We start from the raw sequence: 22,657 nt of genomic DNA on the forward strand, positions 1-22,657 counted from the left end.
ACAATGATTACAATCAACCAACACAAAAAAGTACATTGGCACACTATTGAGTTCTCACACATCATCCGCACGTTCTTCGCAGGTGAAAGGTTAAATTCACTGCTCTGAGCGGCTGGAGTTCATACTCTAGCTAACAAGTTTATTCTTTGTCAACTAGGAGTTCATCTCCGCGTCATCCGCTTGTCGCGGCGACTGGGATAAATATACGCACACCTACATCTTTCGACAAATCTCCAGCTCAACACCGCTTTTGGGCGTACGTCGTTGCGTACATATCTGGCGTTGGGAGCTCACTCGAGGAACCTCCCGATGGGAGGTCGTGTCTAAAACGATAAAACCCGCCGCGAAAAGCAGCGGGTCATGAGAAAGCAGGCCTGCATAAAGAGGCGCGACTATCTACTCGCGCTAGTTAACCAAGCTTGGCACCGGCAAAGTTCTTCTTGCCACGGCGAAGAACCAGCCACGCACCGTGAAGTAGATCGTCCTCGGTTGGCTCCCAGTCATCAGTTTCAATGCGCTGGTTGTTGACATAAGCGCCGCCCTCTTTCACCGTTCGGCGTGCAGCACCCTTGGAATCGGCCAGGCCAGCAGCGACCAACAAGTCGATGATGGTACGCGGTTCCCCGGGAGCAATCTCGGCCACGGTAGTTTCCGACAACGCACCGGCCAAAGTCTGTTCATCGAGGTCAGCAAGCTCCGCCTTGCCGAAGAGTGCTTGTGCAGCGAGCTCGACCGACTTCGTAGCCTCTTCGCCGTGAACAAGGTTGGTCATCTCTTGGGCAAGACGGCGCTGAGCTTCACGGCGGAAAGGTTCATCGGCAACTTTCTGCTCGTACTCAGCAATCTCTTCTTGACTCAAGAAAGTAAACCAACGCAGGTAATCAACGACAACGGAGTCGCCAGCGTTGAGGAAGTACTGGTACCAAGAGTACGGGGAAGTCTTCTCTGGGTCCAGCCATAGCTTGCCGCCACCGGTGGATTTACCAAACTTCTGGCCCTGCGCATCAGTCACGAGCGGAACAGTGAGACCGTGAACCTTGGCACCATTGACGCGACGGTTAAGGTCAACGCCCGAGACGATGTTGCCCCACTGATCACCACCACCAATCTGCAAGACACAATCAAGCTCATTGTGGAGGTGCACGTAGTCATTGGACTGCAAGAGCATGTAGGAGAACTCGGTGTAGGAGATGCCGTCAGACTCCAAGCGGCGCTTAACCGTATCGCGGTCCAGCATGGTGTTGAGCGAGAAGTTCTTGCCTACGTCACGCAGAAAGTCAATGACGGACATCTGCGAAGTCCAGTCAGCATTGTTGACCATGGTCGCAGCGTTCTCGCCCTCGAAGTTAATGAACTGGCGCAGCTGCTTCTTGATAGCGACCATGTTCTCGTTAATGGTCTCCTGCGAGAGCATGGAACGCTCCCCCACATCACGCGGGTCACCAATCTGACCCGTTGCACCGCCTGCCAAGGCAATGGGATGGTGGCCAGCTTCCTGGAAGCGGCGCAGCATGATCATCGGAACGAGGTGTCCGGCGTGCAGAGAATCGCCGGTGGGGTCAAAACCGCAGTATAGGGTAATGGGTTCTTGGCAGGCCTCGCGGAGTGCGTCAAGGTCGGTGGACTGGTTGATAAGTCCGCGCCACTGCAGCTCATCAATAATGTTCATGAAGTCTCCTTTGGAATTAAATTCGGTGCTCTTAAGCGTTACTTTTCGGTCGGCCACGGGGTTGCGTGGTCTACCAGCATGACAGGAATGTCGTTCTCAATGGGATAGGCCACGCCAAGGCGTTCGTTCACCAAGACCTGTTCTTCGGCCAGATAGTTCAGCGGACCTTTATCCTGCGGACACACCAGTATGTCAAGCAGCTTCGGATCGAGACTCATAACCGCTAACCCTACACCTCCTTAGATTCGACGGAGGGAAGTATCCCGCCATACTCGAGTTTGAGCGCCATGGAATGGTTGCGTAGGTTGCGTACCGAGTTTTGTGAGATGGCGTCGCGAATCTCCCGCATTTCCCGCGCGAGAATGTCGAGCGATTCGCTCATCTCTTTCACCGCTGCCGGGTTCTTCAAATCCGTTACCTCAAGGTAGGACTTGACCAGCTCTGTGGAGTGCTCTTCGATCATGTCCCGCACCAGCGCTTGCTGGTGTGGCGCGTCATTGAGTCGGCGCCAGTTGTTCAGCACCCACAGCGCCGAATCATCAAACGATTCCCACGCGCGTTGCACGGGGCCTGGTACTTGGCGACGCCCCAATGCATACCGAACTCCCTCCAACGTACTGGTGAGCTCCCCCGGCCCCGATTTTGGAGCTTCGATAGCCTTTGTCTGCTTCGGGTGCGTTACCAGTCCTGCTGCCGCACCGGAGCAGACGGCCACAACTGGCCAGAGAAAGCCCAAGCCACCACCGGTGAGAACATGCAGGACCACGACAAGTGCGGTCACCACAACACCGACGACGATTTTGCGTGAGTTAAGGGCGTTCATGAGATTGAGATCCTCCTGGGACTAGGCGGAGTGGGTCTACTGGTAGGCGCGAATCTCTTCGAAGGCCGCGGCAAGATCGCCGTTGAGCGCATCGAATGTCTTGCCGCCGGTGAGTTCTGCCAGTTCTTGCATCTCCTGGATATTGGCTTCACCATACAAGATGACAAAGACAGGAATCTCCTGCTTCTCCGGAGGAAGCTGCTCGTAATCGTTCTTAAACTGGGCGAATGTACGCCCGCGCGTGACTTCCCCGTCCGTCATGAGGACCACGGTTCCAATATCACCATTGGCGGTGTCTACCTCGTCAAACGCATTGAGTACAGCCTCGAACGTGGCGGTATCGCCATCGGCAACGAGACGGTCGACGCGGTCAGCCAGCTCCTTGGTCGTCGCGGGGTTGTCCTTGTCTACCCGTGCGCGCGTGGGTTGTTGGGGCTCGGACGAATACGGGATGAGCTTGATCTGTTCTCGGTTTCGGAAGGCTACTTGGCCTTCGCCATCTGGGGAACCGTCAGCGGATCCGTCGATAAGCGGGCGCAAGCTGCTCTTCAGCAGGTCGATGCGCTCACCTTCCATCGAACCCGAAGTATCGAGAACCAAGGCGGTATTACCGGGGTTTCGCAGTTCGTGAGCAAACGCGTCACCAAGGGCGTCCACAGTCTTCTCGTTCGCCGGATAGGGCAGCTCAAAGACTGTGCCGGGTAGGTCCGAATCATCGACTCGCAGGTGGTAATCCTTGAGCTTTTCTGGGTGCTCACCGAACCATTCAGCTAGCGCCTGCACCTTTCCTTCGGCGTCGTTATTTTTCGAGCTAGCTAGAGCAGACAAAGGATAATCGGCAGAGATGACGCCATCGGAAGGAATAACCACCTCGAGGTCGGCGCCTTCATCTTTCAGCTGGTACAGCACGGACTCATAGTTGAAAATCGCGTCTGCTTGCTCTGGATGTTCGCGGAAACGATCCGCCAACCAGCCTGAGGATCCCGATGTCAAAGTCTGGTTACTAAAGAGCTTCTGCACTTTGCCCGTGGCCTGGCGGATGTCCTTTTCTGAAAGAGCCCGGCCGGTATCAGCAAAGGCCGTTGTCGCCGCAGACAGCGCGGAAAAGCCTGAATTGGACGTCGTCGGATCAGTCATTCCGAAGGTGATGCCAGAATCTGCGATGTCCTGCCATGTTGGTTGCGTGGTGGTCCAGCCTTTCTCGTTGGCCACGGAAGACTGCACGCCAAGAACAACTGGGGAACGCGCGACACTGAATTCCTTGCCCAGTTTGCTGTCGGCGCCAATGATGCGCGCATAGCGGTTTGTGGCAAACCACGTGGCATCGTAGGAGCCATCGAACCCGCCCTGCTTCAGCGTGCGGGAATTGGCAAGGGTGCCGTCTTCGGTCGTCATGGAGATGTCGAAGCCGAGGTCCCGGGAGGCGTCATCAAGCACCGGCTCCAAAGGCTTCAACTCCGTTGCCGCTACGATGCTGAGATCGCCGTTAAAGGAAGAACCGGATCCTGGCGTTAATGGATCGTCGAGCAAATCCCCCATACCGCATGCTGTCAATGCCATCGCGCTCATCACAGCAATCAGCACTTTTACTGGGCGAAACATTCGCATCAACCTTCCTGATGATGTCACTGCCGGTAGCTATCCGAATTCCTGCAGGATTTCCTCATAATAATCCCACATTTTAGGACTGTCCTCATTGACTATCACGGGAATGTCATAGTCCTGTTTCTCGGCAAATTGGGCAAAGAATCTGGCTGTCTTTGTCCTCAGGCCCAGCTGGGCCGCCGCCTCCTGCGCCTTGTCATCCCCCAGTGCATCAGCAAGCACAGCACCCTTCTCCGTGCGAGGAACCACCGTGCTGATAAGCGACGCCGGCGGGCTCAACAGCAACGGCGTGTACTTCGACATGTCTTTGCCACCGCTAACTTGGCGCAGATACTGTTCCTCAGTCGTCAGCACCATCGGCATCTCCCCTTTGTCCACACGCAAGAAAGCATCAAGCATTCCCTGGGACGTGGTCTCGCCGTAGCCTTGGTCCGCGATAAGTCGATGCATGCTCTCCTGAGCTAGCTCGTCCAGCCGTGCGGTGTCTCCCTTACCATGCTCTTGTGCGGCCACTGCCATACCCGCCAAACGCACCACACTGGCATAGCGCAGCGCCGCATTAGACTCGGTTATCCGAGGTACCGCTACGTCCACCACTCGGGGTGACCCAAAGGATGGGCTAATATCCCGCCACCGGGTTCCGTTCTGGGACATCTCTACGAGTGTGTACAGGTTCAACGACTTCTGGCCGCCGGTATCCTTCACAAGGTCGTGCGCCTTCATGTCCTCGACGAGGTCGCTATGCACGAGTGCAATAATCGGAGTGGAAAAGACCTCCTTCGAGGGTCCGTCCGGCTTAGAGTTTGCCGAATTCACGTCCCAGACTTCAAGGGTACGAGCTGCTCCATCGAGCTCCGGCATATAGAAGTCATACTGTTTGCCTGAGCCATCAATAAGCCCCATCATCTTCTGCGCTGGATACACATCCAATTCAAGCTCAATATCGTGCTTCTCGAGGGCCTTAATGGTGTCTGGGTCCTTGAAGTAGACCTCCTGCTCCGGGCTAATGGCGCCCGTAATGTGCTGCACGTCCCCAGAGGTACCAAATCGCGGCAGCGAGAATCCCCCACGGCCGATGACGATTGATGCCACAGCAATCACCAGGAAAACCACGGCGGCCACGAAAGACTTGCTGCGTCCTTTCGACGATGGACTGCTCATGACCTAAATCATAAGGAGTGGCGGGCACCACCGCTGAACTTCACACGCACTCACCCCCACAACAGTCCCCCAACACAAGAACCGCATGGCCACAAGGACCATGCGGTTGCAGAAGCTGTTGTGCCTATCGCAGTGGAGTTGTCGCCCACTCACGTGCTTCAGCGGAGAGCTCCTTGACGCGCTCGCGCTGTTCGGCTACACGCACACCGGCGGTGCCGCCCTTGGTAGCCCGCGATGCCACTGCCCCATCAATGGTGAGCACCTCGCGGACTTCGGGGAGCAGGCGCTTGTCGACGCCCTGCAGCTCCTCATCCGTGAGATCCACCAAATCCACGCCACGGGCTTCCGCCAGCTGGACGCAGGCGCCGGAAGCCTCGTGAGCTTCACGGAAAGGCACACCCTGGCGCACCATCCACTCAGCCAAGTCGGTAGCCAAGGTAAAACCGCGCGGGGCCAGCTCACGCATACGGTCCTCGTGGAACGTCAGCGTGGCCACGAGTCCCGTCATGGCCGGAAGGAGAAGGTTAAGCTGCGCCACGGAATCCACGATGGGTTCCTTGTCTTCTTGCAGGTCACGGTTGTAGGCCAGCGGCTGCGCCTTGAGTGTGGACAGCAAACCGGTGAGGTTACCAATGAGCCGGCCGGTCTTGCCGCGGGTCAGTTCCGGAACATCCGGGTTCTTCTTTTGCGGCATAATCGACGACCCCGTCGACCAAGCATCATCCAAAGTGACGTAGCCGTACTCCGGGGTGCACCAGTAGATAATCTCCTCCGAAAGGCGAGACATGTCTACGGCAATCTGGGTAAGGACGAAGGCAGTCTCCGACGCGAAGTCGCGGGAGGCAGTGCCGTCGAGAGAGTTCTCGGCCGACGCATCGAAGCCTAGTTCCTCCGCAATGGCCTCAGGGTCCAAGTGCAGCGAGGACCCCGCCAGCGCGCCGGAGCCATATGGCGAGACAGCCAAGCGCTTGTCCAAGTCCTGCAGGCGCTCAATATCGCGTAGCAGTGGCTGGGCATGAGCAAGCAGCGAGTGTGCAAGAAGAATCGGCTGTGCTGCCTGGGAGTGTGTCTTGCCCGGCATAATGGCATCCGGATGCGCCTCCGCCTGGCTAACGAGCGCATCGACTAAGTCAGCGACCTGAAGGGCGGTATCGCGCACAGCGTCACGGACCCACATGCGGAACAACGTTGCCACTTGATCGTTGCGGGAGCGACCGGCGCGAAGGCGGCCGCCAACCTCGGGACCAACGATGTCGATAAGCCCGCGCTCCATAGCGCCGTGGACATCCTCGTCGGTAGGCAGCGGGCCGAATTCGCCCGAGGCCACCTTCTCCCCTAGCTCGGTGAGGCCGCTGAGCATGGTGTCCAGGTCAGCGTCGGAAAGCAGCCCGGCTTTATGCAGCACCTTGGCATGAGCCTTGGAAGCTAACACGTCATACGGGGCAAGAACCCAGTCGAAGTGGGTAGATACGGACAGGGCGAACATCGCCTCAGAGGGGCCGCCAGAGAAGCGGCCGCCCCACAGGGCACCCTCATTGGTCTTGTGCATTGTTTCTTTACCTTGGATTAGGTGTGGTTACTTGCCGGTGGGAAAACCGCCGTCGCGGTCACGCTGGTTGGAGATCTGAGTGGACAGGCCGTGCAGCTGGACAAAGCCCTTGGCAGCGGTCTGGTCAAAGGTATCGCCCGTGTCGTAGGTGGCCAGGTCGAAAGAGTACAGAGACTGGCCGGAGCGGCGACCGTTCACGGTTGCAGTACCAGCATGGAGAACCATGCGGATATCGCCGGTCACGTTCTCCTGGGTGGACTCGGTAAAGGCATCGAGGGAGCGCTTGAGCGGGGAGAACCACAGGCCGTCGTAGACCTCCTCAGACCAGCGGGCGTCCGTCAGGCGCTTGTAGCGAGCCAGCTCGCGCTCGACAGTGACGTCTTCGAGAGCCTCGTGAGCCTTGATGAGCACCATGGCGCCTGGGGCCTCGTAGACCTCGCGGGACTTAATACCCACGAGGCGGTCTTCCACCATGTCAAGGCGGCCGATGCCCTGGGCACCCGCACGGCGGTTGAGCTCCTCAATGGCTTCAAGCACGGTGACTGGCTTGCCGTCGATGGCAGTCGGGACACCCTTGTCAAAGGTAATGGTGACCTCATCCGGAGCGTTGCCCAGATCCGGCTGCTCAGTATAGGCGTAGAGGTCCTTTGTCGGCGGGTTCCACAGATCCTCCAGGAAGCCAGTTTCCACCGCACGGCCCCACACGTTCTGGTCAATGGAGAACGGGGAGGCAGCGGACTGCTCGATGGGCAGGTCAATTTCCTCTGCGAAGGCAATAGCCTTATCACGGGTCCAGGCGTAGTCACGGGCGGGCGCGATGATCTCCAGAGCCGGGTCGAGTGCGCGGAAAGACACCTCAAAGCGGACCTGATCGTTGCCCTTACCGGTGCAGCCGTGGGAGACGTGCGTACCGCCGTGCTCCTGTGCAGCCTCCACGAGGTGCTTGACAATGAGAGGACGAGAGATGGCAGACACCAGCGGGTACTGCTTCATGTACATACCGTTGGCCTTGATAGTAGGCAGGCAGTACTCTTCGGCGAACTCGTCCTTGGCGTCAACGACGATGGATTCGACAGCACCGCAGTCGAGAGCACGCTGGCGCACGGACTCCATATCCTCGCCGCCCTGACCCAAGTCGAGTGACACGGCAATGACCTCACCACCGGTCATCTTGGCCAGGTAAGGGATGGCAACGGAAGTATCCAGTCCGCCAGAGTAGGCAAGCACAACACGTGCAGTCATAGTGAGTTACTCCTTAGAGTCATACAGGGTGCGATCACGTCGATCGAATTTATATTATACAGACGTTCGTATAAATGTTAAATGCTGCGGTTGGTGAGTTTCTCCGCCAGCTCGCGACCCCCTACGTCCTCACGCGCGAGGATAAAGATGGTGTCATCGCCGGCAATACAGCCCACAACATCGGGCAAACCCACGCGATCAATAAACGAAGCAAGGTACTGCGCCGCACCAGCCGGCGTCCGCAGCATCGCAATATTCCCGGAGTAGTCATGGGAGACCACCAGTTCGTCGAGCATGCGACGCAACTTTTCTCGCGGGCCATTGAGCTGGTCTTCGAATTGTTCCAATTCTCCGCCCACGACATAAAAGGAGCGGCCGCCATCCCGTTTGACCTTCTTGGCGCCCAATTCATCGAGGTCGCGGGACAGGGTGGCTTGGGTAATATCAATGCCTTCGTCAAGAAGCAGCTCTGAGAGCTGCACCTGACTGGTCACCCGGGTACGGTCCAGAATCTCCAAAATCTTGGCTTGGCGCGCATTGCGAGTCGTGGGCGTGGTGGTCATAGGTTTTAGTTCTCCTCCTGATGCGCCAGAAGCCATACCAACAGCGCCTTCTGGGCATGAAGGCGGTTTTCCGCCTCATCGAAGACACGGGACTGGGGGCCATCAATGACTTCCGCAGTCACTTCGTTTCCGCGATACGCCGGCAGGCAGTGCAAGAAGATGGCGTCATCCTTGGCGCGGGCCATAGCCTCAGCGTTGACCTGGTACGGCAAGAACGGGGTCCGGCGATCCTTGCCGTCATCCTCCTGCCCCATCGATACCCACGTATCCGTAATGACCACGTCAGCGCCTTCCAACGCCGCGAGGGAATCCGTCACCGTTACGTCACCGCGCTGGCGTGCGCGGTCAACAAACTTCTGCTGCGGCTGGAAACCTTCAGGAGCAATGATGACCATCTCCATGCCGGCAGTGGCGAAGCCGAGCATGTAGGAATTCGCCATGTTGTTATTACCATCACCCAAGTACACGGCCTTGCGGCCGGCTAGCTTCCCGAAGTTCTCGCGGCAGGTCACCAAGTCCGCCAGGATCTGGCACGGATGCAGGTCATCAGAGAGAGCATTCACGATGGGAACAGTGGCGGTTTCCGCCATATCGAGCAGATTCTGATGCTCGTAGGTCCGCCACACAATGGCCTCCACGAAACGAGAAAGCACCGCAGCGGTATCCTGGTAGGTCTCACCTTTACCCATTTGGGTGGACTTGGTTTCGGTGACGATAGCGTGGCCACCCAATGCGGCGATACCCGCCTCGAAGGAAAAGCGCGTGCGGGTCGACGTCTTGTCAAACAGCACCGCTACCGACTTCGGCCCTTCAAGCGGGCGCGCGGAAAAGGGGTCCTGCTTGAGTTTCAGAGCGAGGTCAAGAACCTCGGCCTGCTCCTGCGGTGTGAGGTCGTCATCAGCCAAGAAATGGCGTGGACTCATCCAACTTCCTCCAATACCTTATGCAGGCGTTCAACTGCCTGCGCGAGTTCGTCATCAGTAATCACCAGCGGCGGGGTCAAACGCACGACATCGCTGCTTGGTGCGTTGAGGATGAGACCGTGGTGCAATCCCACGGCCACAGCCTCCTTCGCTACCGGTTTATTTAATACAACACCTAGCATAAGCCCTCGACCTCGCACAGAGGAGACCACTGGGGAGTTTCCTACCTCGCGGGCCAACCACTGGCCCTTTCGCGTGACCTCAGCGAGGAAGGATTCATCGACGCAGTCCAGTACCGCCGACGCCGCCGCGCAGGACACCGGGTTTCCTCCAAAGGTGGTTCCGTGACTTCCAGGGCTAAACAGCCCCTGTGCTTGACCACGTGAAATCGTGGCGCCAATCGGCATACCAGCGCCCAGGCCCTTGGCCATAGTGATGACATCGGGGAGGACGTCTTCGTGCTGGAAAGCAAAGAAGTCTCCGGTACGCCCCACACCAGTCTGCACCTCATCGACGATCATGAGGATGCCGTGCTGGTCGCACAGCTCTCGCACAGCAGTCAGAAAGCCTTCAGGTGCCGGAATCACGCCGGTCTCTCCTTGTACAGGCTCCAGGATGATGGCGGCAGTGTTCTCTGGGTCTTGCTCTACCAACGTAGTGAGGTAGTCAATATCACCATAGGTGTAGAACTCCACCCCGCCCGGAAAAGGTTCAAAGGCCTTGCGCTTGCCCGGCTGACCAGTCATGGCCAGCGATCCCATTGTGCGGCCATGAAAGCCGTGGTGCGCCGCGAGAATGCGGCGGCGCCCTGTCAGGCGTGCGAGCTTAAAGGCTGCTTCGTTTGCCTCAGCGCCTGAGTTAGAAAAGAACACGCGGGCATCGCTATCCCCCACCTTGTCGAGCAGCTTGGTGGCCGTTTCGACCACGGGAGGGCTGGCAAAAAGATTGGAGACATGCCCTAGGGTGGCTACTTGTGTGCTTACTGCTTCCACGACAGCGGGGTGGGCATAGCCCAAGGAGCTCACCGCGATGCCCGCCAGCAGATCGATATAGTCCTTGCCGTCCTCATCAGTGACTGTGGAGCCGCGACCGGATACCAAGGCTACCGGCGGAGTGCCATAGGTGTTGCTCAGAACCTCGCCCCACCGTTCAGTGAGTTTCCTGTGCTCGGTCACTGTGTATCGTCCTTCCTAAAGACCGTTCCCTCGGGGTAATCCTCGCGTTTGTACTCATTCGGCAACACCATCGTTCCGATACCGCCCATGGTGAGCAGCTCCAGAAGCACGGCGTGGGCAATGCGTCCGTCGATGACATGGGAGGCATTAACACCGCCCTCGACCGCCATCAGGCAGGACTCCATCTTGGGAATCATTCCTGAATCCAGCCCCGGCAGCAGCGCTTTGAGTTTCTCAACTTCAATCTTGGACACCAGTGAATCGCGGTTGGGCCAGTCGGTATACAACCCTTCCACGTTGGTGAGGATGACGAGGCGCTCCGCGCCCAATGCTGTGGCTAAGGCACCCGCCGCGATGTCTGCATTGATGTTGTAGACTTCGCCATCTTGACCGGGCGCAATGGTGGAGACCACCGGTATCCGCCCGGCTTCGATAATGTCCTTGACGGCTTCGGGGTTAACGTCCACGATCTCGCCCACCATTCCGATGTCGGTCGGCACGCCATCGACGTCCACGAGGCGCTTGCGCGCACTAAATAATCCTGCATCCTCACCGGACGTGCCCACGGCATAGGGACCATGGGAGTTGATGAGGTTGACTAGGCCGCGCCCCACTTGGCCAAAGAGCACCATGCGCACCACGTCCATGATTTCTGGTGTAGTGACCCTGAACCCACCTTTGAATTCGCCTTCAATGCCCAGCTTGCCCAGCATCTCATTGATCTGCGGACCACCGCCGTGCACCACAACAGGCTTCGCACCGACGGTACGTAGGAATACCATGTCAGCGGCAAAGGCTGCTTTCAGGGATTCGTCCACCATGGCGTTACCGCCGTACTTCACCACGACAATCTTGTCGCGGTAATGCTGCAGCCACGGTAGTGCTTCTGCAAGCACAGTGGCGCGGTCCGCACTTGTTAATCCTGGAATCATCACTCCTCCTCTTCAGGCCGCTACGAGCTGTACGCGGAGTTGATCTGTACGTAATCATGGGAAAGGTCAGTCGTCCGTACAAAGGCCGAACCTGGGCCGCCAGTGCCGAGATCCACGCGGACATCAATATCTGCGCCGGAGAGGTCCACGTCGCGGGCACCGGGCGCACCGGTGGACCCAAGACACACCGCCTGTTCGTTGAAGAACACCGAAATATTGTCTGGATCCATGTCGGCGTCTGCCATGCCAACTGCTGCAAGTACGCGGCCCCAGTTCGGATCAGAGCCGAACATGGCGCACTTGAAAAGGTTGTCGCGTCCCAAGGTGCGCGCCGCGTTGAGTGCTTGTTCGTCGTTAGCTGTGCCTTCCACCGTGATCTTGACGCGCTTGGTCACGCCTTCGGCATCGGCCTGCAGTTGATCCGCAATATCGGAACACACAGCCAAAACCGCAGCATCCAATTCCTCCTGGCTGGGCTCCACTCCCGATGCACCCGAAGCCATAATGATGACCGTGTCATTGGTCGAGGTCGAACCATCCACATCCAGCGTATTAAAGGTCAGGTCACATGCCTTGCGCAGCGCTGACTGTAGGGCTTGCGGGCTCGCGGCAGCGTCGGTAGTCAGGCACACCAACATGGTGGCGAGAGACGGCGCCATCATGCCCACGCCTTTGCCCATCGCACCTATGCTCCAGCCGGTGCCGGAAAAGGTTGCTTCCTTAACCACCGTATCGGTCGTCATGATGGCCTCCGCGGCTGCGTGCCCATGTGCCTTATCCGCACCGAGGTTGCCCGCCACATCGTCAATACCAGCCAGAGCCTTGTCCATCGGCAGCACTTCACCAATCAGCCCCGTCGAACATGCAGCGATGTCAGCCGCCGGGATAGCAGTTCGTTCGGATACCGCCGCCACCATGGCCGCAGCATCCTTATCGCCCTGCACGCCGTTGCAGGCATTAGCATTTCCCGAGTTATAGATGACCGCCTGCAGTTGACCACTCGCCACCGCCTCACGGGAAAGCTTCACGGGTGAAGCAACCACGCGGTTTCGGGTAAACACGGCCGCAGCATCGAAATTGGGACCCTGGTTAATAACGAGCGCCATATCAGGCTTGCCGGAAGGCTTAATTCCAGCAATTGTTGCTCCAGCAATGAAACCAGCGGGGGCGGTAATCATCAGTGTGTCTCCTTGGTTACGTGAGAGGTAGTAGTCGAGTCTTTGCGGAAGGGCTTAAGGTGCCACGGCAGCTTGCGGGAGACCGAGGATTTCTTCCCATCCCAGGGTCAGGTTCATGCACTGCACGGCCGCACCCGCAGTGCCTTTGCATAGGTTGTCCAGCGCAGCGGTAATAATCAGGCGCTGAGCATTCTCATCCACGTGCGCCTGGATATGAACCATGTTGGTGCCGACCACGTTCTGCGTTTCCGGCTGTTTTCCTTCGTCTAACACGTGACAGAATGGCTCGTCAGCGTAGAAGTCGCGGAAGACCTCATTGGCGCTGTGCTTATCGACGTCCCCCTTGAGCGGCGCAGTGATCGTTGCCAAGATGCCACGAGGCAACGGGGCGAGGACGGGAGTGAAGCTCACCGACACAGTGTCGTCGGTAAAAGGTTGCAGGTTCTGGACCACCTCGGGTGTATGACGGTGGGTACCACCTGGTTTATAGGCTTTGAGGTTGCCCATGGTTTCCGCTCCCAGCTGGGCTACTGACGCCTTCTTACCTGCTCCGGAAACGCCCGTGATGGCAATTGTGGAAAGCTCTGGTTCGATGAGCTCCTTCGCCACTGCCGGCAAGGCGCCCAGGGTTATCGCAGTGGGAAAACACCCCGGCACGGCAACCCGGTTGCTGCCCTGAAGTTTCTCACGGTTGCCGGGAACCTCCGGAATTCCATAAGGCCATGAGCCGGCATAGTCCCCGCCATAGTAGGCATCCCAATCAGCCTTATTGCGCAGCCGGAAATCTGCCGCACAGTCAATCACAGTGACAGACTCCCCTAGCTGCCGACCAATCTCTGCTGAGTGACCATGAGGCAGACCGAGAAAAACAATGTCGTGGCCGGCAAGATTGGTCGGTGTGGTGTCCTCAATGACACGATCCGCCAACTGCGGCAGATGCGGCATAAGTTCAGATACTCGTTGTCCGGCGTTGGAATGTCCGGTGAGTGAGCCGATACGCAGCTCGCCGGACAGATAGGCCGGGTGAGAGAGCAACAGGCGGAGGATTTCGCCGCCTGCGTACCCTGTGGCTCCTGCGATTGCTACTGAAATAGTCATGGAGCCCACCCTAGCAAATAATGCAGTGGACCGTATGTTATTCAGGGAGGGAATTCCCTCTTTACCTCATCTTAAAATCACCAACACCCGGAAATCCCCACTTTGAGCGTGGATTTTCCCGGGTGTTAGTGAAGGAAAGGAAGGAGGTATAAAAAGAAGGAATGAATAAGGAGGGCTAGAGGGCGCGGGAAGAGATGGAACCCATACCTTCTGGTCCCGAAACAGCCTTCTTGCCGGCGTAGCCCAGGTAGCCCTTTGGACCCACAAAGTGCAGGCCACCCTGATTATCGGCCACAACGGTCACCTCGTTGAACTGGTGAATCTGGCCTGGCTGCAGGTGCTTAAACTGCTCAGCCACCATGCCTTGGTTCCAGCAGCCGGCATGGGAACGGCCGGCGTAGTAGCTGAACTGTGGAACCAACTCGTTCGGCGGGTTGCACTCTGGGCGGGTGGCTCGTGCACCAGAGGAAAGGCAGCTGATGTAGGTGCCGTCAATGTTGGTGGCGTCGCAGGTTACTGTGCCGTCGGCGTTTGAGAAACCGTGCGTGGGGTTGGCTGAGGCCAATGGCGCCACAGCCAAAGCACTGCCGATTGCCGCAGTAGCGGCAAGACGAGAAATGAATCGCATAGTGAGGATAATCCTTTCGGTGTGGAAACGCTGTGCCACCCAGGTTATGGCGCAGACCACACCTGCGCCACCGGAAGGGGATCGCTCCCCAACTAACCGTGTCCCCTGCGATTCTCCCGACTGCCTCGTACCAGCAGCTCAGGCCTCGCGTTAGGCGCGCATCTCCGCACCCAAGCGTTGCTTCGCCAGCTCCGCAGCGGCAAGACGGTGCTCGTTAACCTCATCATCCGTTAGCGTGCGGTCACCGGCACGGAAGAGCAGCTGGAACGCCAGGGACTTCTTGCCCTCACCGAGCTGCTCGCCACGGAAGACATCAAAGAGCTCCACAGATTCCAGAAGCTCACCAGCACCCTCTTCAACCACAAGGCGAACCTGCTCAGCAGGGGTCTCCTCGTCTACGACCAGAGCAATGTCCTGGTGTAGCGCCGGGAACGCAGACAATACCGGTGCTGGGAACTTCTCATCCAGAGGCAATGCGGTGACATCAAGCTCCATGGCACAGGTGCGTGCCGGAAGCTCAAGCGCCTCAAGGACCTGCGGGTGCAGCTCACCGGCGTAGCCCACGATGGTCTCTTCACCGTCTTGTCCGGTCACCACGATGGCCGCACAGCGGCCCGGGTGCCACGGCAGCTGCTCCGCTGCCATCACGGTGACATCGATACCAGCGGCACGCGCCACCTGACGGGCAGACTCAATGGCATCGGCATAGCTGTAGGCACGTCCCGCTCCCCATGGGCCCTCGTGCTCGATGTTGCCGGTAGCCACGGTAGCCACGTGCAGCGGTTGCTCCGGCAAGGAGTCAAGCAGCTCAGCTACGTCCTCATCAGATGGACGGGATTCGACCGACGGCATCGGTGAGGCTTCTGCGCGCTTAAAGGCCACCTGTTGGAGACCGAAGAGCGCAAGGTCGTGACGGCCACGGGCGACGTTGCGGGCGATGGCTTCCAGCATGTTGGGAAGCAGAGTTGTGGACAGCACTGCCTTGTCTGCTTCCAGCGGGTTCTGCACCGCAACGGTCCGACGGCGAGCATCGTCCTTGTCTAGGCCCCACGTATCAAAGGTGTCGTTGGCGATGAACGGCGACGGCAGCACTTCGGCATAACCCGCATATGCCAGGCCGTGGCCGATGGCGCGGCGGCGCTTTTGCGCTGGGGTTAATCCGCGACCACCTGCCGGGGTAGGAAGAACGGTGGGAATATCCTCCAAACCTTCGAGACGCAGAACCTCTTCGATGAGGTCCACGTCCATGCTGATATCAGTGCGCCACGTCGCCGGGGTGACCTCGAGGGTCTCACCGTTATCGTCAACAAAGCAGCCAACCTCCTTGAGACGCGCCACGACGGTCTCGCGGGAGTACTCCACACCGGCGTACTCGCTGGGCTTGGTGGTGCGCAGGCTAATGGGCTCACGCTTGGCGATGTCCCCCACGAGTGTACGGCCAGCTTCGATAGTGCCACCTGCGATCTGCTGAAGCAGCGCACAGGCCACGTCGAGGGCAATTTCCACGATGGCCGGGTCAACACCACGTTCGAAGCGGCGGGAGGCCTCCGACGACAGCTTGTGGCGGCGCGACGTACGAGCCACAGTAATCGGATCCCAGATAGCGGCTTCGAAGTAAACGTCCGTGGTCTCATCGGAGATTTCGGAGGTCGTACCACCCATAACACCAGCCAAGGACTGGATGCCGTTGTCATCGCAGATGACCACATCACCGGCAGACAGCTCGCGCTTGACGTGGTCAAGTGTTTCGAATTTCTCCCCTTCCGCGGCATTGCGGACCACAAGATCGCCGCTCACGACGTTGGCGTCGAAGGCATGCATCGGGGCGCCAAGGAGCAGCATGACGTAGTTAGTGACATCGGTGGCAACGTTGACACTGCGCTGACCAGACAACATGAGCTCACGCTCCATCCAGAACGGGGTGCGTGCGGTCGGATCGATGCCTGAAACCTTGCGCAGGCCAAAACGCTGGGCCTTGGTCTCGTCGCGCAGGTCAACGTCGATAAGCGTGCCCTGTACCTCCGGAACTGCCGAGGTATCAACACCGGCCACGCTCGGGTCCTGAGCCACGTCCGGGAAGGTGAGATCGAAGGCCGAGGCAATTTCACGGGTAAGGCCACGGGCGGAGAGCGCATAACCGCGGTCCGGGGTGATGTTGACGTCGAAGGCAGTGTCTTCCAAACCAATGATCGGGCGGGCGTCCTCCCCTACCTTGTCTGCAACTTCATCACCCAGGACGATGATGCCATCAGCCTTAGGGCCGAAACCGAGCTCGGCGGCGGAGCACATCATGCCGTTCGAAATGTGGTCATAGGTTTCACGTGCGGCAATCTTAAAGCCGCCCGGCAGCTCGGCTCCCGGCAGCGAGACCACAACATAGTCGTTGAGGCGGAAATTGCGGGCGCCACAAATAATGCCCTGCAGCTCACCAGTGCCGTTGGCCTGGCCAACATTTACCTGGCAGTAGCGGATTGGTTTCTTGAACTGGGTAAGTTCTTCAATCTCGACAACTTGGCCAATGACAAGCGGACCAGTGGTCTCCGGGAGCGCCTCGTAACCTTCGGTTTCAAAGCCCACGCGGACAAAACCGGAATCGAGATCCTCAGAGGACACGGTCCAACCAGAATTTGCGGAGCCCAGGATGCGGGTGACCCAGTCTTGGGAAATAAGCATTGTTTCTTCTCTATCCTTTCTGGGTTCTTATGCCTGCACGCCGAAGGGCAGGGTGAAGCGGACATCACCTTCGACCATGTCGCGCATATCGGTCAAGCCATTACGGAACTGCAGTGTACGCTCCAGGCCCATGCCGAAAGCGAAGCCGGTGTGCTCCTCAGGGTCGATGCCAACGGCGCGCAACACGTTGGGGTTGACCATGCCGCAGCCGCCCCACTCAATCCAGCCGGCGCCACCCTTCTTGTTGGGGAACCACACGTCAACCTCAGCGGAGGGCTCAGTGAACGGGAAGTAGTTCACGCGCATGCGAGTGGTGGTGTCCGGGCCAAAGAGGACCTTAGCCAAGTGCTCGAGGGTGCCGCGCAAGTGCGCCATAGTTAGGCCTTTATCTACGGCAAGGCCCTCTACCTGGTGGAAGACCGGAGTGTGGGTAGCATCCAGCTCGTCGGTGCGGAAGACACGGCCGGGGCAAGCGATGTAGAGAGGTACATCGCGCTCCAACATGGTCCGTACCTGCACCGGAGAGGTGTGCGTGCGCAGCACCTGCTTAGAACCTTCCTGGCCCACGTGGAAGGTGTCCTGCAGTGTACGAGCTGGGTGGTCCGGCTTGAAGTTTAGGGCGTCGAAATTGAAGTACTCAGCTTCCACCTCAGGGCCGTCAGCGATTTCCCAACCCATGCCCACGAAAATGTCGGCAATGCGCTCGGACAACGCGGTAATGGGGTGGAGTGCACCGGTCTGCGCGCGGGTCGTCGGAATCGTGACGTCAACCTTCTCCGCCTTGAGCTGGGCGGCGCGGGCCTGCTGCTCGAGGACTTCCCGAATCTGCGCAAAGGATTTCTCGACCTTGCCGCGTGCCATGTTTACCGCGCGGCCGGCATCTTTGCGCTGATCCTTGGGAAGTTGCCCCAAGGACTGACGGGCCTGCGGGATATAGCCACTGTCACCGAGGTGCTCGCGGCGGGCGGCGGTGAGCTCCTCAAGGTCATGTGCAGCTTCAAAGGCCGCAATGGCCTTCTGCGCGGCTGCCTCGAGGGCCTCTTCGGTCAATTCGATCTGAGGTGTGTCGGACACGTGCCTAAATTACCTTCTTCTCGCACGAAAACTAACGGGAGCTATCTTACCGTGCAGCCTGACAGGTGTGCCCACCAGCCCTCCTGCGCTGACGGGGCTAGTTGGACTGCTGCTTGGCGGACTCGTAGAGGCAGATGCTGGCTGCCGTAGCGAGGTTCAAAGACTCGGCGCGGCCGAGGATGGGAATGCGCACGCGCATGTCCGCCTCATCCTTGAGATCCCCCAAACCATGCGCTTCGTTGCCAAACAGCCACGCCGTGGGCTGTGACAGGTCTGCATCGGCTAGGTCAACCTCGCCATCAGCAGCCGTCGCCAACACCTGCATGCCGGAGGCACGAAGCTTGCCTAGCACGTCCTTGATGTTGGGGTCACGGGCTACAGGAATGTGGAAGAGCAAACCTGCTGAAGCGCGCGCTACCTTGCAGCCTAAGGGATCTACGGTTTCACCGGCGAAGATAACTCCGTCAGCGCCCATCGCATCAGACGTTCTGATCAGAGTTCCCGCGTTGCCGGGCTCGGAGGTTAGCACCGGGACAGATACCAGCTTCGGCTTTCCCGCCAGAATCTTGCCGGCGGTCCACAGAACTGGGCGGCACACTGCAAAGAGTCCAGTGCTCGTCGCCGTATCCGAGAGGTGTTTCGCGGCCTTGTCAGTAATCGCGTGCACGTAGACATCCATGTAGCTGCAGGTGGTCACGATGTGTGCGAAGCGTTCTGCAGCTTTCTCCGTCACGAAGACATCCGTCGCCGCCCCCGTAGATACGGCTGCGTCCACAGCGTTTTCGCCTTCAATGATGAAACGATCAGCCTTCCTTCGGTTGGCTGCGCGGTGTAGTTTGGCGGCGTTGACCACGCGTGGGGTGCGTTCAGTAAACGCAGACGAGAAATCTAGTTCCATAGCTTTGACGGTACCCACCGGCCTTGGCATTGAAAAGTTATCCTCCACTCACGTTGACTGCGCGCTAGCTGCGGGTAACAGTGAGGGGGACGGCGCCAAGCACCGTCCCCCTCACTCACTCGTGCGACTTAACGCAGTCCAACACGCTGTGCAAGGTCAGTCAGCGCTTTCACGTTGACGTTAACCAGTCCTGCCTGCTGTGCAAACGCAGCGAGTGCGGCTACAACAGCGGCAAGGATGCCCATACCCGTGGCAACACCGGCACCGAAGTTCTTGCTGCTTCCAGCGTCCTTCCCCGGCTTTGGCTCCTTGGAGGGCTCGGAGGGCTTGTTGTCTTCAGACGGTGCCGGCTGAGGAGACTTCTCAGTTGTGGAATCCTCACTCGGTGAGGCGACGTCGTTGGTCCACCACTGATCAAAGACCAGATTGGCCACCGTGGTGTTGTCAATGAAGTCGCCACGCACCGGGTCAGTTCCAGCCGCATGCGCCTTGATGTCCTCCGCACCCGCGCCCTTGAAGAAGAACGGGACGAGCTGGTTAGTGTGCTGACCGGAGTACCAGCCGTGACGCGCCACCTCATCCTTGGCACCTGCCATAGCGTTGAACTTGTTATCAGCCTCAGGGTTCTTCTCCGTCGGCACCTCATTGGCACCGGAAAGGTAGCCCGTCTCATGGTCAGCAGTCACGATGAGCAAGGTGTCTTCCCAGGAGGAGTTCTTCTCTACCCATTCGATGGCCGCATCAACAGCCTTGTTGAAATCCTGAGTCTCTTCGATATCGCGGACTGGGTTGTTGCCGTGACCGGCCCAGTCGATGGCGCCGCCCTCAATCATGACAGAGAAGCCATCCTCGTCTTGGCCCAGGGCATTAAGAGCACCAGTGGTCATGGTGGGGAGATCAACGACATCGTTGAGCTCATCAGAATAAGGTGCCTCTGCCTCGCCCGTGCGGGAATTCTGAAGGGTAGAACCTACCTGCGCGATGCCCCAGTATTTCTTGTCTGGTTCAACATCGCCTTCGGCCATGCTCTTGAAGTCATCGTTGGATTCGAAGTAGTTCCAGTCCAGCTTGCCCTCAGAGAGCTTGGCGTAATCATCCTCGTAGATGAAGCCGTAGTCGGGAGTATCAAGTTTCTCGTGGTCATTGTTGTAGAAAAGGGTGGCCGGCCGCCATCACGAGGTCGAGGTCGCTGTCCAACATCTCCTTGGTGATGTCCTGCAACTTGTCGCGGTCCATGTTGTGTGCTGCCCATGCAGCAGGTGTGGCCTCAGAGTAGGCGACCGAGGAGACAACACCAGCAGACTTCCCCTGCTTCTTGGCGCGCTCGGACATGTTTTCTTCCTTCATGCCGTAGTGCGACATGCCAAGGACTCCATTGTTTGTCTTCACACCAGTAGCCATAGCGCTACCGGCCGCAGCTGAATCCGAAATCTTGCCTTCCATGACGTACTCGTGGGTCTTCCAGGCCTGCTCCGGGTCATAAGAGCCTCCCATCGGGAAGGTCGCCATAGACAAGCGGTTGAATTCTTCGTAGGACTGGACGGGGTCGCCATCCATTTCCTTCAGATTTTCGTCACCAAAGGCGCCGTCAACGAGGTACTTGGATTGGCCCGTTTCATAGAGGTTGGTGAGTGCCAAGTGGCCGTAGCCCATACCATCACCGATCATGTAGATGATGTTCTTGGGACCACTGTGTGTGCTTTCCTCGGCACACGCAGGGCTAACGCCCAAGGATGCGACGGACGCAGTAGTAACAACAGCCACGGCGGCGGTGGCAAGACGCGAGAGTGTCATCAGTGAAAGATTTCCTTGTGAAATATAGGAGGACAATGAACACACGACACACTAGTTTTTGTTTATGACCGCCCAGCGTCTTGACTATTTATAAGAGATTAATAAATAGGAAACTACCCCGGCCCCACTGAGGGGCTCTCCATACAACGCACAAAGCCCACCGCCTCCAGACAATGGGAGCGGTGGGCTCGATAACGCTTCTACGCTAGGTGCTTAGGCAGCCTTCGGAGCGTTGACGTCCTCCGGCAGTGCGGCCTTAGCAGCCTCACACAGAGCGGAGAAAGCCTCGAAGTCGTTGACAGCGAGCTCGGCGAGCATCTTGCGGTCGACCTCGATCTCAGCCAGGCGCAGGCCGTGGATGAGGCGGTTGTAGGTGATGTCGTTCATACGAGCAGCAGCGTTGATGCGCTGGATCCACAGCTTGCGGAACTCAGACTTACGGGCGCGACGGTCGCGGTAAGCGTAAGTCATGGAGTGCAGCCACTGCTCCTTAGCCTTGCGGTAGAGGCGGGAACGCTGGCCACGGTAGCCCTTGGCGGACTTCAGAATCGCGCGGCGCTTCTTCTTGGCGTTAACTGAGCGCTTTACTCGTGCCACAGTAATACTTCCTTATCTTGATTGTGAGTGTGTGGGGATGGGGAGTTCCGCGCTGACTATGCGCGGCCGAGGAGGCGCTTGATGCGCTTGGTGTCTGCCTTGGCAACGTCCTCGGTGCCCTTCAGGCGACGGGTACGCTTGGACGGCTTGCCCTCGAGGAGGTGGCGGCGGTTAGCCTGCTCGCGGCGCAGCTTGCCGGAGCCGGTCACCTTGATGCGCTTGGCGGTGCCCTTGTGAGTCTTCTGCTTCATGAGAATTAAATCCTTAAATCCTAAGTGGAGCGTGGTCTACTTCTTGCCTTTGCGGACAGGTCCCAGGACCATGGTCATGTTGCGACCATCCTGCTTGGGGCGCGACTCCACAACGCCGATCTCTGCGACGTCGTCAGCCAAACGCTCCAGCAGGCGGAAACCAAGTTCCGGACGCGATTGCTCGCGGCCACGGAACATGATGGTCACCTTGACCTTGGAACCCTTCTCCAGGAAGCGCACCACGTTGCCCTTTTTGGTCTCGTAATCGTGATCATCAATCTTCGGACGGAACTTCTGTTCCTTCACCACAGTTTGCTGCTGGTTCTTACGGGACTCGCGGGCCTTCTGGGCCTGCTCGTACTTAAACTTGCCGTAATCCATGATTTTGGCTACGGGCGGCTTCGCGTTCGGTGCCACCTCGACCAAGTCAAGGTCGGCTTCGTATGCGAGCTTGCGAGCATCGTCAGTGCGGACGATGCCCACCTGTTCACCACCGGGGCCAACAAGACGGACCTCGGGTACTCGGATGCGCTCATTAATGCGAGCTTCAGCGCTGATTGTGGTTCTCCTCGATTGTGGGGGCTAGTAGTGCGCCTACCGTGGCCACAAACGAATAAATCCCGGGTGCCACTGGCAACCGGGAGTCTCTAACAAGCACGCACCACCAACGTGGTGCCTACTCTTTTACCTTTATCCTGCGCTCACACAGAGTGTAATCACTTGTGCAACGCGGCTTCGGGTGGGAGAAACTCCGCTTGCGGCCCAAGTACCTCCTGGAGGAGGCGCTACGGGCGGTAGTGCCCACAACACTAACACCCACAGAG

The 22,657-nt window shown here is 58.4% G+C and carries 22 protein-coding genes; all 22 read right to left on the minus strand.

The window, feature by feature from the left end; genetic code table 11:
* Nucleotides 1–409 precede the first annotated feature (409 nt).
* The 22 genes from tyrS to infC all read right to left on the minus strand — a co-directional run bounded on the left by tyrS (nucleotide 410) and on the right by infC (nucleotide 22,391).
* The gene (gene tyrS / locus NX84_RS07685; protein WP_039675558.1) at nucleotides 410–1,669 is read right to left on the minus strand and encodes a tyrosine--tRNA ligase; all 1,260 of its coding nucleotides are present in this window, start codon (nucleotides 1,667–1,669) and stop codon (nucleotides 410–412) included.
* 38 nt (nucleotides 1,670–1,707) lie between these two features.
* Nucleotides 1,708–1,887 carry a Trm112 family protein gene (locus NX84_RS07690; protein WP_039675560.1) on the minus strand — a complete coding sequence of 60 codons (180 nt, stop codon included), beginning with the start codon at nucleotides 1,885–1,887 and terminating at the stop codon, nucleotides 1,708–1,710.
* An 11-nt stretch (nucleotides 1,888–1,898) separates the two neighbouring features.
* Nucleotides 1,899–2,492 (minus strand): hypothetical protein, encoded by a 594-nt coding sequence (locus NX84_RS07695; RefSeq protein WP_039675562.1) that lies wholly within the window; start codon nucleotides 2,490–2,492, stop codon nucleotides 1,899–1,901.
* A gap of 36 nt (nucleotides 2,493–2,528) precedes the next feature.
* Entirely contained in the window at nucleotides 2,529–4,094 is a 1,566-nt protein-coding gene (locus NX84_RS07700; RefSeq protein WP_039675564.1) for a vWA domain-containing protein, read from the minus strand.
* A 36-nt stretch (nucleotides 4,095–4,130) separates the two neighbouring features.
* Nucleotides 4,131–5,258: a hypothetical protein gene (locus NX84_RS07705; protein WP_039675566.1), complete on the minus strand. Its 1,128-nt coding sequence runs from the start codon at nucleotides 5,256–5,258 to the stop codon at nucleotides 4,131–4,133.
* A 124-nt stretch (nucleotides 5,259–5,382) separates the two neighbouring features.
* Nucleotides 5,383–6,807 (minus strand): argininosuccinate lyase, encoded by a 1,425-nt coding sequence (gene argH, locus NX84_RS07710; protein ID WP_052319712.1) that lies wholly within the window; start codon nucleotides 6,805–6,807, stop codon nucleotides 5,383–5,385.
* 27 nt (nucleotides 6,808–6,834) lie between these two features.
* The gene (locus NX84_RS07715; protein WP_039675570.1) at nucleotides 6,835–8,049 is read right to left on the minus strand and encodes an argininosuccinate synthase; all 1,215 of its coding nucleotides are present in this window, start codon (nucleotides 8,047–8,049) and stop codon (nucleotides 6,835–6,837) included.
* Nucleotides 8,050–8,126: 77 nt separating this feature from the next.
* Complete coding sequence (locus tag NX84_RS07720; protein WP_039675572.1) at nucleotides 8,127–8,612, minus strand: arginine repressor; 486 nt, start codon at nucleotides 8,610–8,612, stop codon at nucleotides 8,127–8,129.
* A gap of 5 nt (nucleotides 8,613–8,617) precedes the next feature.
* Complete coding sequence (gene argF / locus NX84_RS07725) at nucleotides 8,618–9,535, minus strand: ornithine carbamoyltransferase (protein WP_039675574.1); 918 nt, start codon at nucleotides 9,533–9,535, stop codon at nucleotides 8,618–8,620.
* Nucleotides 9,532–10,710, minus strand: a complete 1,179-nt coding sequence (locus NX84_RS07730) for an acetylornithine transaminase (protein ID WP_039675576.1) — start codon at nucleotides 10,708–10,710, stop codon at nucleotides 9,532–9,534. Before NX84_RS07730 ends, argF begins: the two co-directional genes overlap by 4 nt.
* Entirely contained in the window at nucleotides 10,707–11,642 is a 936-nt protein-coding gene (gene argB / locus NX84_RS07735; protein ID WP_039675578.1) for an acetylglutamate kinase, read from the minus strand. Before argB ends, NX84_RS07730 begins: the two co-directional genes overlap by 4 nt.
* A gap of 20 nt (nucleotides 11,643–11,662) precedes the next feature.
* Nucleotides 11,663–12,820 carry a bifunctional glutamate N-acetyltransferase/amino-acid acetyltransferase ArgJ gene (gene argJ, locus NX84_RS07740; RefSeq protein ID WP_039675580.1) on the minus strand — a complete coding sequence of 386 codons (1,158 nt, stop codon included), beginning with the start codon at nucleotides 12,818–12,820 and terminating at the stop codon, nucleotides 11,663–11,665.
* A gap of 54 nt (nucleotides 12,821–12,874) precedes the next feature.
* Nucleotides 12,875–13,918: an N-acetyl-gamma-glutamyl-phosphate reductase gene (gene argC, locus NX84_RS07745; RefSeq protein ID WP_039675582.1), complete on the minus strand. Its 1,044-nt coding sequence runs from the start codon at nucleotides 13,916–13,918 to the stop codon at nucleotides 12,875–12,877.
* A gap of 175 nt (nucleotides 13,919–14,093) precedes the next feature.
* Entirely contained in the window at nucleotides 14,094–14,546 is a 453-nt protein-coding gene (locus NX84_RS07750; RefSeq protein WP_039675584.1) for a hypothetical protein, read from the minus strand.
* Between the two features lie 150 nt (nucleotides 14,547–14,696).
* Nucleotides 14,697–17,219 carry a phenylalanine--tRNA ligase subunit beta gene (pheT, locus tag NX84_RS07755; protein ID WP_039675587.1) on the minus strand — a complete coding sequence of 841 codons (2,523 nt, stop codon included), beginning with the start codon at nucleotides 17,217–17,219 and terminating at the stop codon, nucleotides 14,697–14,699.
* A gap of 27 nt (nucleotides 17,220–17,246) precedes the next feature.
* Entirely contained in the window at nucleotides 17,247–18,293 is a 1,047-nt protein-coding gene (gene pheS / locus NX84_RS07760; RefSeq protein WP_039675589.1) for a phenylalanine--tRNA ligase subunit alpha, read from the minus strand.
* 97 nt (nucleotides 18,294–18,390) lie between these two features.
* Nucleotides 18,391–19,191: a TrmH family RNA methyltransferase gene (locus NX84_RS07765; protein ID WP_039675646.1), complete on the minus strand. Its 801-nt coding sequence runs from the start codon at nucleotides 19,189–19,191 to the stop codon at nucleotides 18,391–18,393.
* A 128-nt stretch (nucleotides 19,192–19,319) separates the two neighbouring features.
* Complete coding sequence (locus NX84_RS13175; protein ID WP_082711003.1) at nucleotides 19,320–20,216, minus strand: alkaline phosphatase; 897 nt, start codon at nucleotides 20,214–20,216, stop codon at nucleotides 19,320–19,322.
* Between the two features lie 115 nt (nucleotides 20,217–20,331).
* Nucleotides 20,332–20,985, minus strand: coding sequence for an alkaline phosphatase (locus NX84_RS13180; RefSeq protein WP_082711002.1), 654 nt, complete (start codon nucleotides 20,983–20,985; stop codon nucleotides 20,332–20,334).
* 213 nt (nucleotides 20,986–21,198) lie between these two features.
* Entirely contained in the window at nucleotides 21,199–21,582 is a 384-nt protein-coding gene (rplT, locus tag NX84_RS07775; protein ID WP_039675591.1) for a 50S ribosomal protein L20, read from the minus strand.
* A 56-nt stretch (nucleotides 21,583–21,638) separates the two neighbouring features.
* The gene (rpmI, locus tag NX84_RS07780; RefSeq protein WP_039675593.1) at nucleotides 21,639–21,833 is read right to left on the minus strand and encodes a 50S ribosomal protein L35; all 195 of its coding nucleotides are present in this window, start codon (nucleotides 21,831–21,833) and stop codon (nucleotides 21,639–21,641) included.
* A 36-nt stretch (nucleotides 21,834–21,869) separates the two neighbouring features.
* Entirely contained in the window at nucleotides 21,870–22,391 is a 522-nt protein-coding gene (gene infC, locus NX84_RS07785) for a translation initiation factor IF-3 (protein ID WP_082013933.1), read from the minus strand.
* Between the last annotated feature and the right edge of the window lie 266 nt (nucleotides 22,392–22,657).

The organism is Corynebacterium minutissimum (genome assembly GCF_000805675.1).
GTDB classification, from domain to species: Bacteria; Actinomycetota; Actinomycetes; order Mycobacteriales; family Mycobacteriaceae; genus Corynebacterium; species Corynebacterium minutissimum.

Coding starts and splice junctions, on each gene's coding strand:
- NX84_RS07705 (WP_039675566.1), bottom strand. CDS start 5,258: ATGAGCAGTCCATCGTCGAAAGGACGCAGCAAGTCTTTCGTGGCCGCC.
- argF (WP_039675574.1), bottom strand. CDS start 9,535: ATGAGTCCACGCCATTTCTTGGCTGATGACGACCTCACACCGCAGGAG.
- argC (WP_039675582.1), bottom strand. CDS start 13,918: ATGACTATTTCAGTAGCAATCGCAGGAGCCACAGGGTACGCAGGCGGC.
- argJ (WP_039675580.1), bottom strand. CDS start 12,820: ATGATTACCGCCCCCGCTGGTTTCATTGCTGGAGCAACAATTGCTGGA.
- NX84_RS07715 (WP_039675570.1), bottom strand. CDS start 8,049: ATGACTGCACGTGTTGTGCTTGCCTACTCTGGCGGACTGGATACTTCC.
- argH (WP_052319712.1), bottom strand. CDS start 6,807: ATGCACAAGACCAATGAGGGTGCCCTGTGGGGCGGCCGCTTCTCTGGC.
- rpmI (WP_039675593.1), bottom strand. CDS start 21,833: ATGAAGCAGAAGACTCACAAGGGCACCGCCAAGCGCATCAAGGTGACC.
- NX84_RS07765 (WP_039675646.1), bottom strand. CDS start 19,191: ATGGAACTAGATTTCTCGTCTGCGTTTACTGAACGCACCCCACGCGTG.
- NX84_RS13180 (WP_082711002.1), bottom strand. CDS start 20,985: ATGACACTCTCGCGTCTTGCCACCGCCGCCGTGGCTGTTGTTACTACT.
- tyrS (WP_039675558.1), bottom strand. CDS start 1,669: ATGAACATTATTGATGAGCTGCAGTGGCGCGGACTTATCAACCAGTCC.
- pheT (WP_039675587.1), bottom strand. CDS start 17,219: ATGCTTATTTCCCAAGACTGGGTCACCCGCATCCTGGGCTCCGCAAAT.
- NX84_RS07700 (WP_039675564.1), bottom strand. CDS start 4,094: ATGTTTCGCCCAGTAAAAGTGCTGATTGCTGTGATGAGCGCGATGGCA.
- NX84_RS07750 (WP_039675584.1), bottom strand. CDS start 14,546: ATGCGATTCATTTCTCGTCTTGCCGCTACTGCGGCAATCGGCAGTGCT.
- NX84_RS07720 (WP_039675572.1), bottom strand. CDS start 8,612: ATGACCACCACGCCCACGACTCGCAATGCGCGCCAAGCCAAGATTTTG.
- NX84_RS13175 (WP_082711003.1), bottom strand. CDS start 20,216: ATGGCCGAAGGCGATGTTGAACCAGACAAGAAATACTGGGGCATCGCG.
- argB (WP_039675578.1), bottom strand. CDS start 11,642: ATGATTCCAGGATTAACAAGTGCGGACCGCGCCACTGTGCTTGCAGAA.
- NX84_RS07690 (WP_039675560.1), bottom strand. CDS start 1,887: ATGAGTCTCGATCCGAAGCTGCTTGACATACTGGTGTGTCCGCAGGAT.
- NX84_RS07695 (WP_039675562.1), bottom strand. CDS start 2,492: ATGAACGCCCTTAACTCACGCAAAATCGTCGTCGGTGTTGTGGTGACC.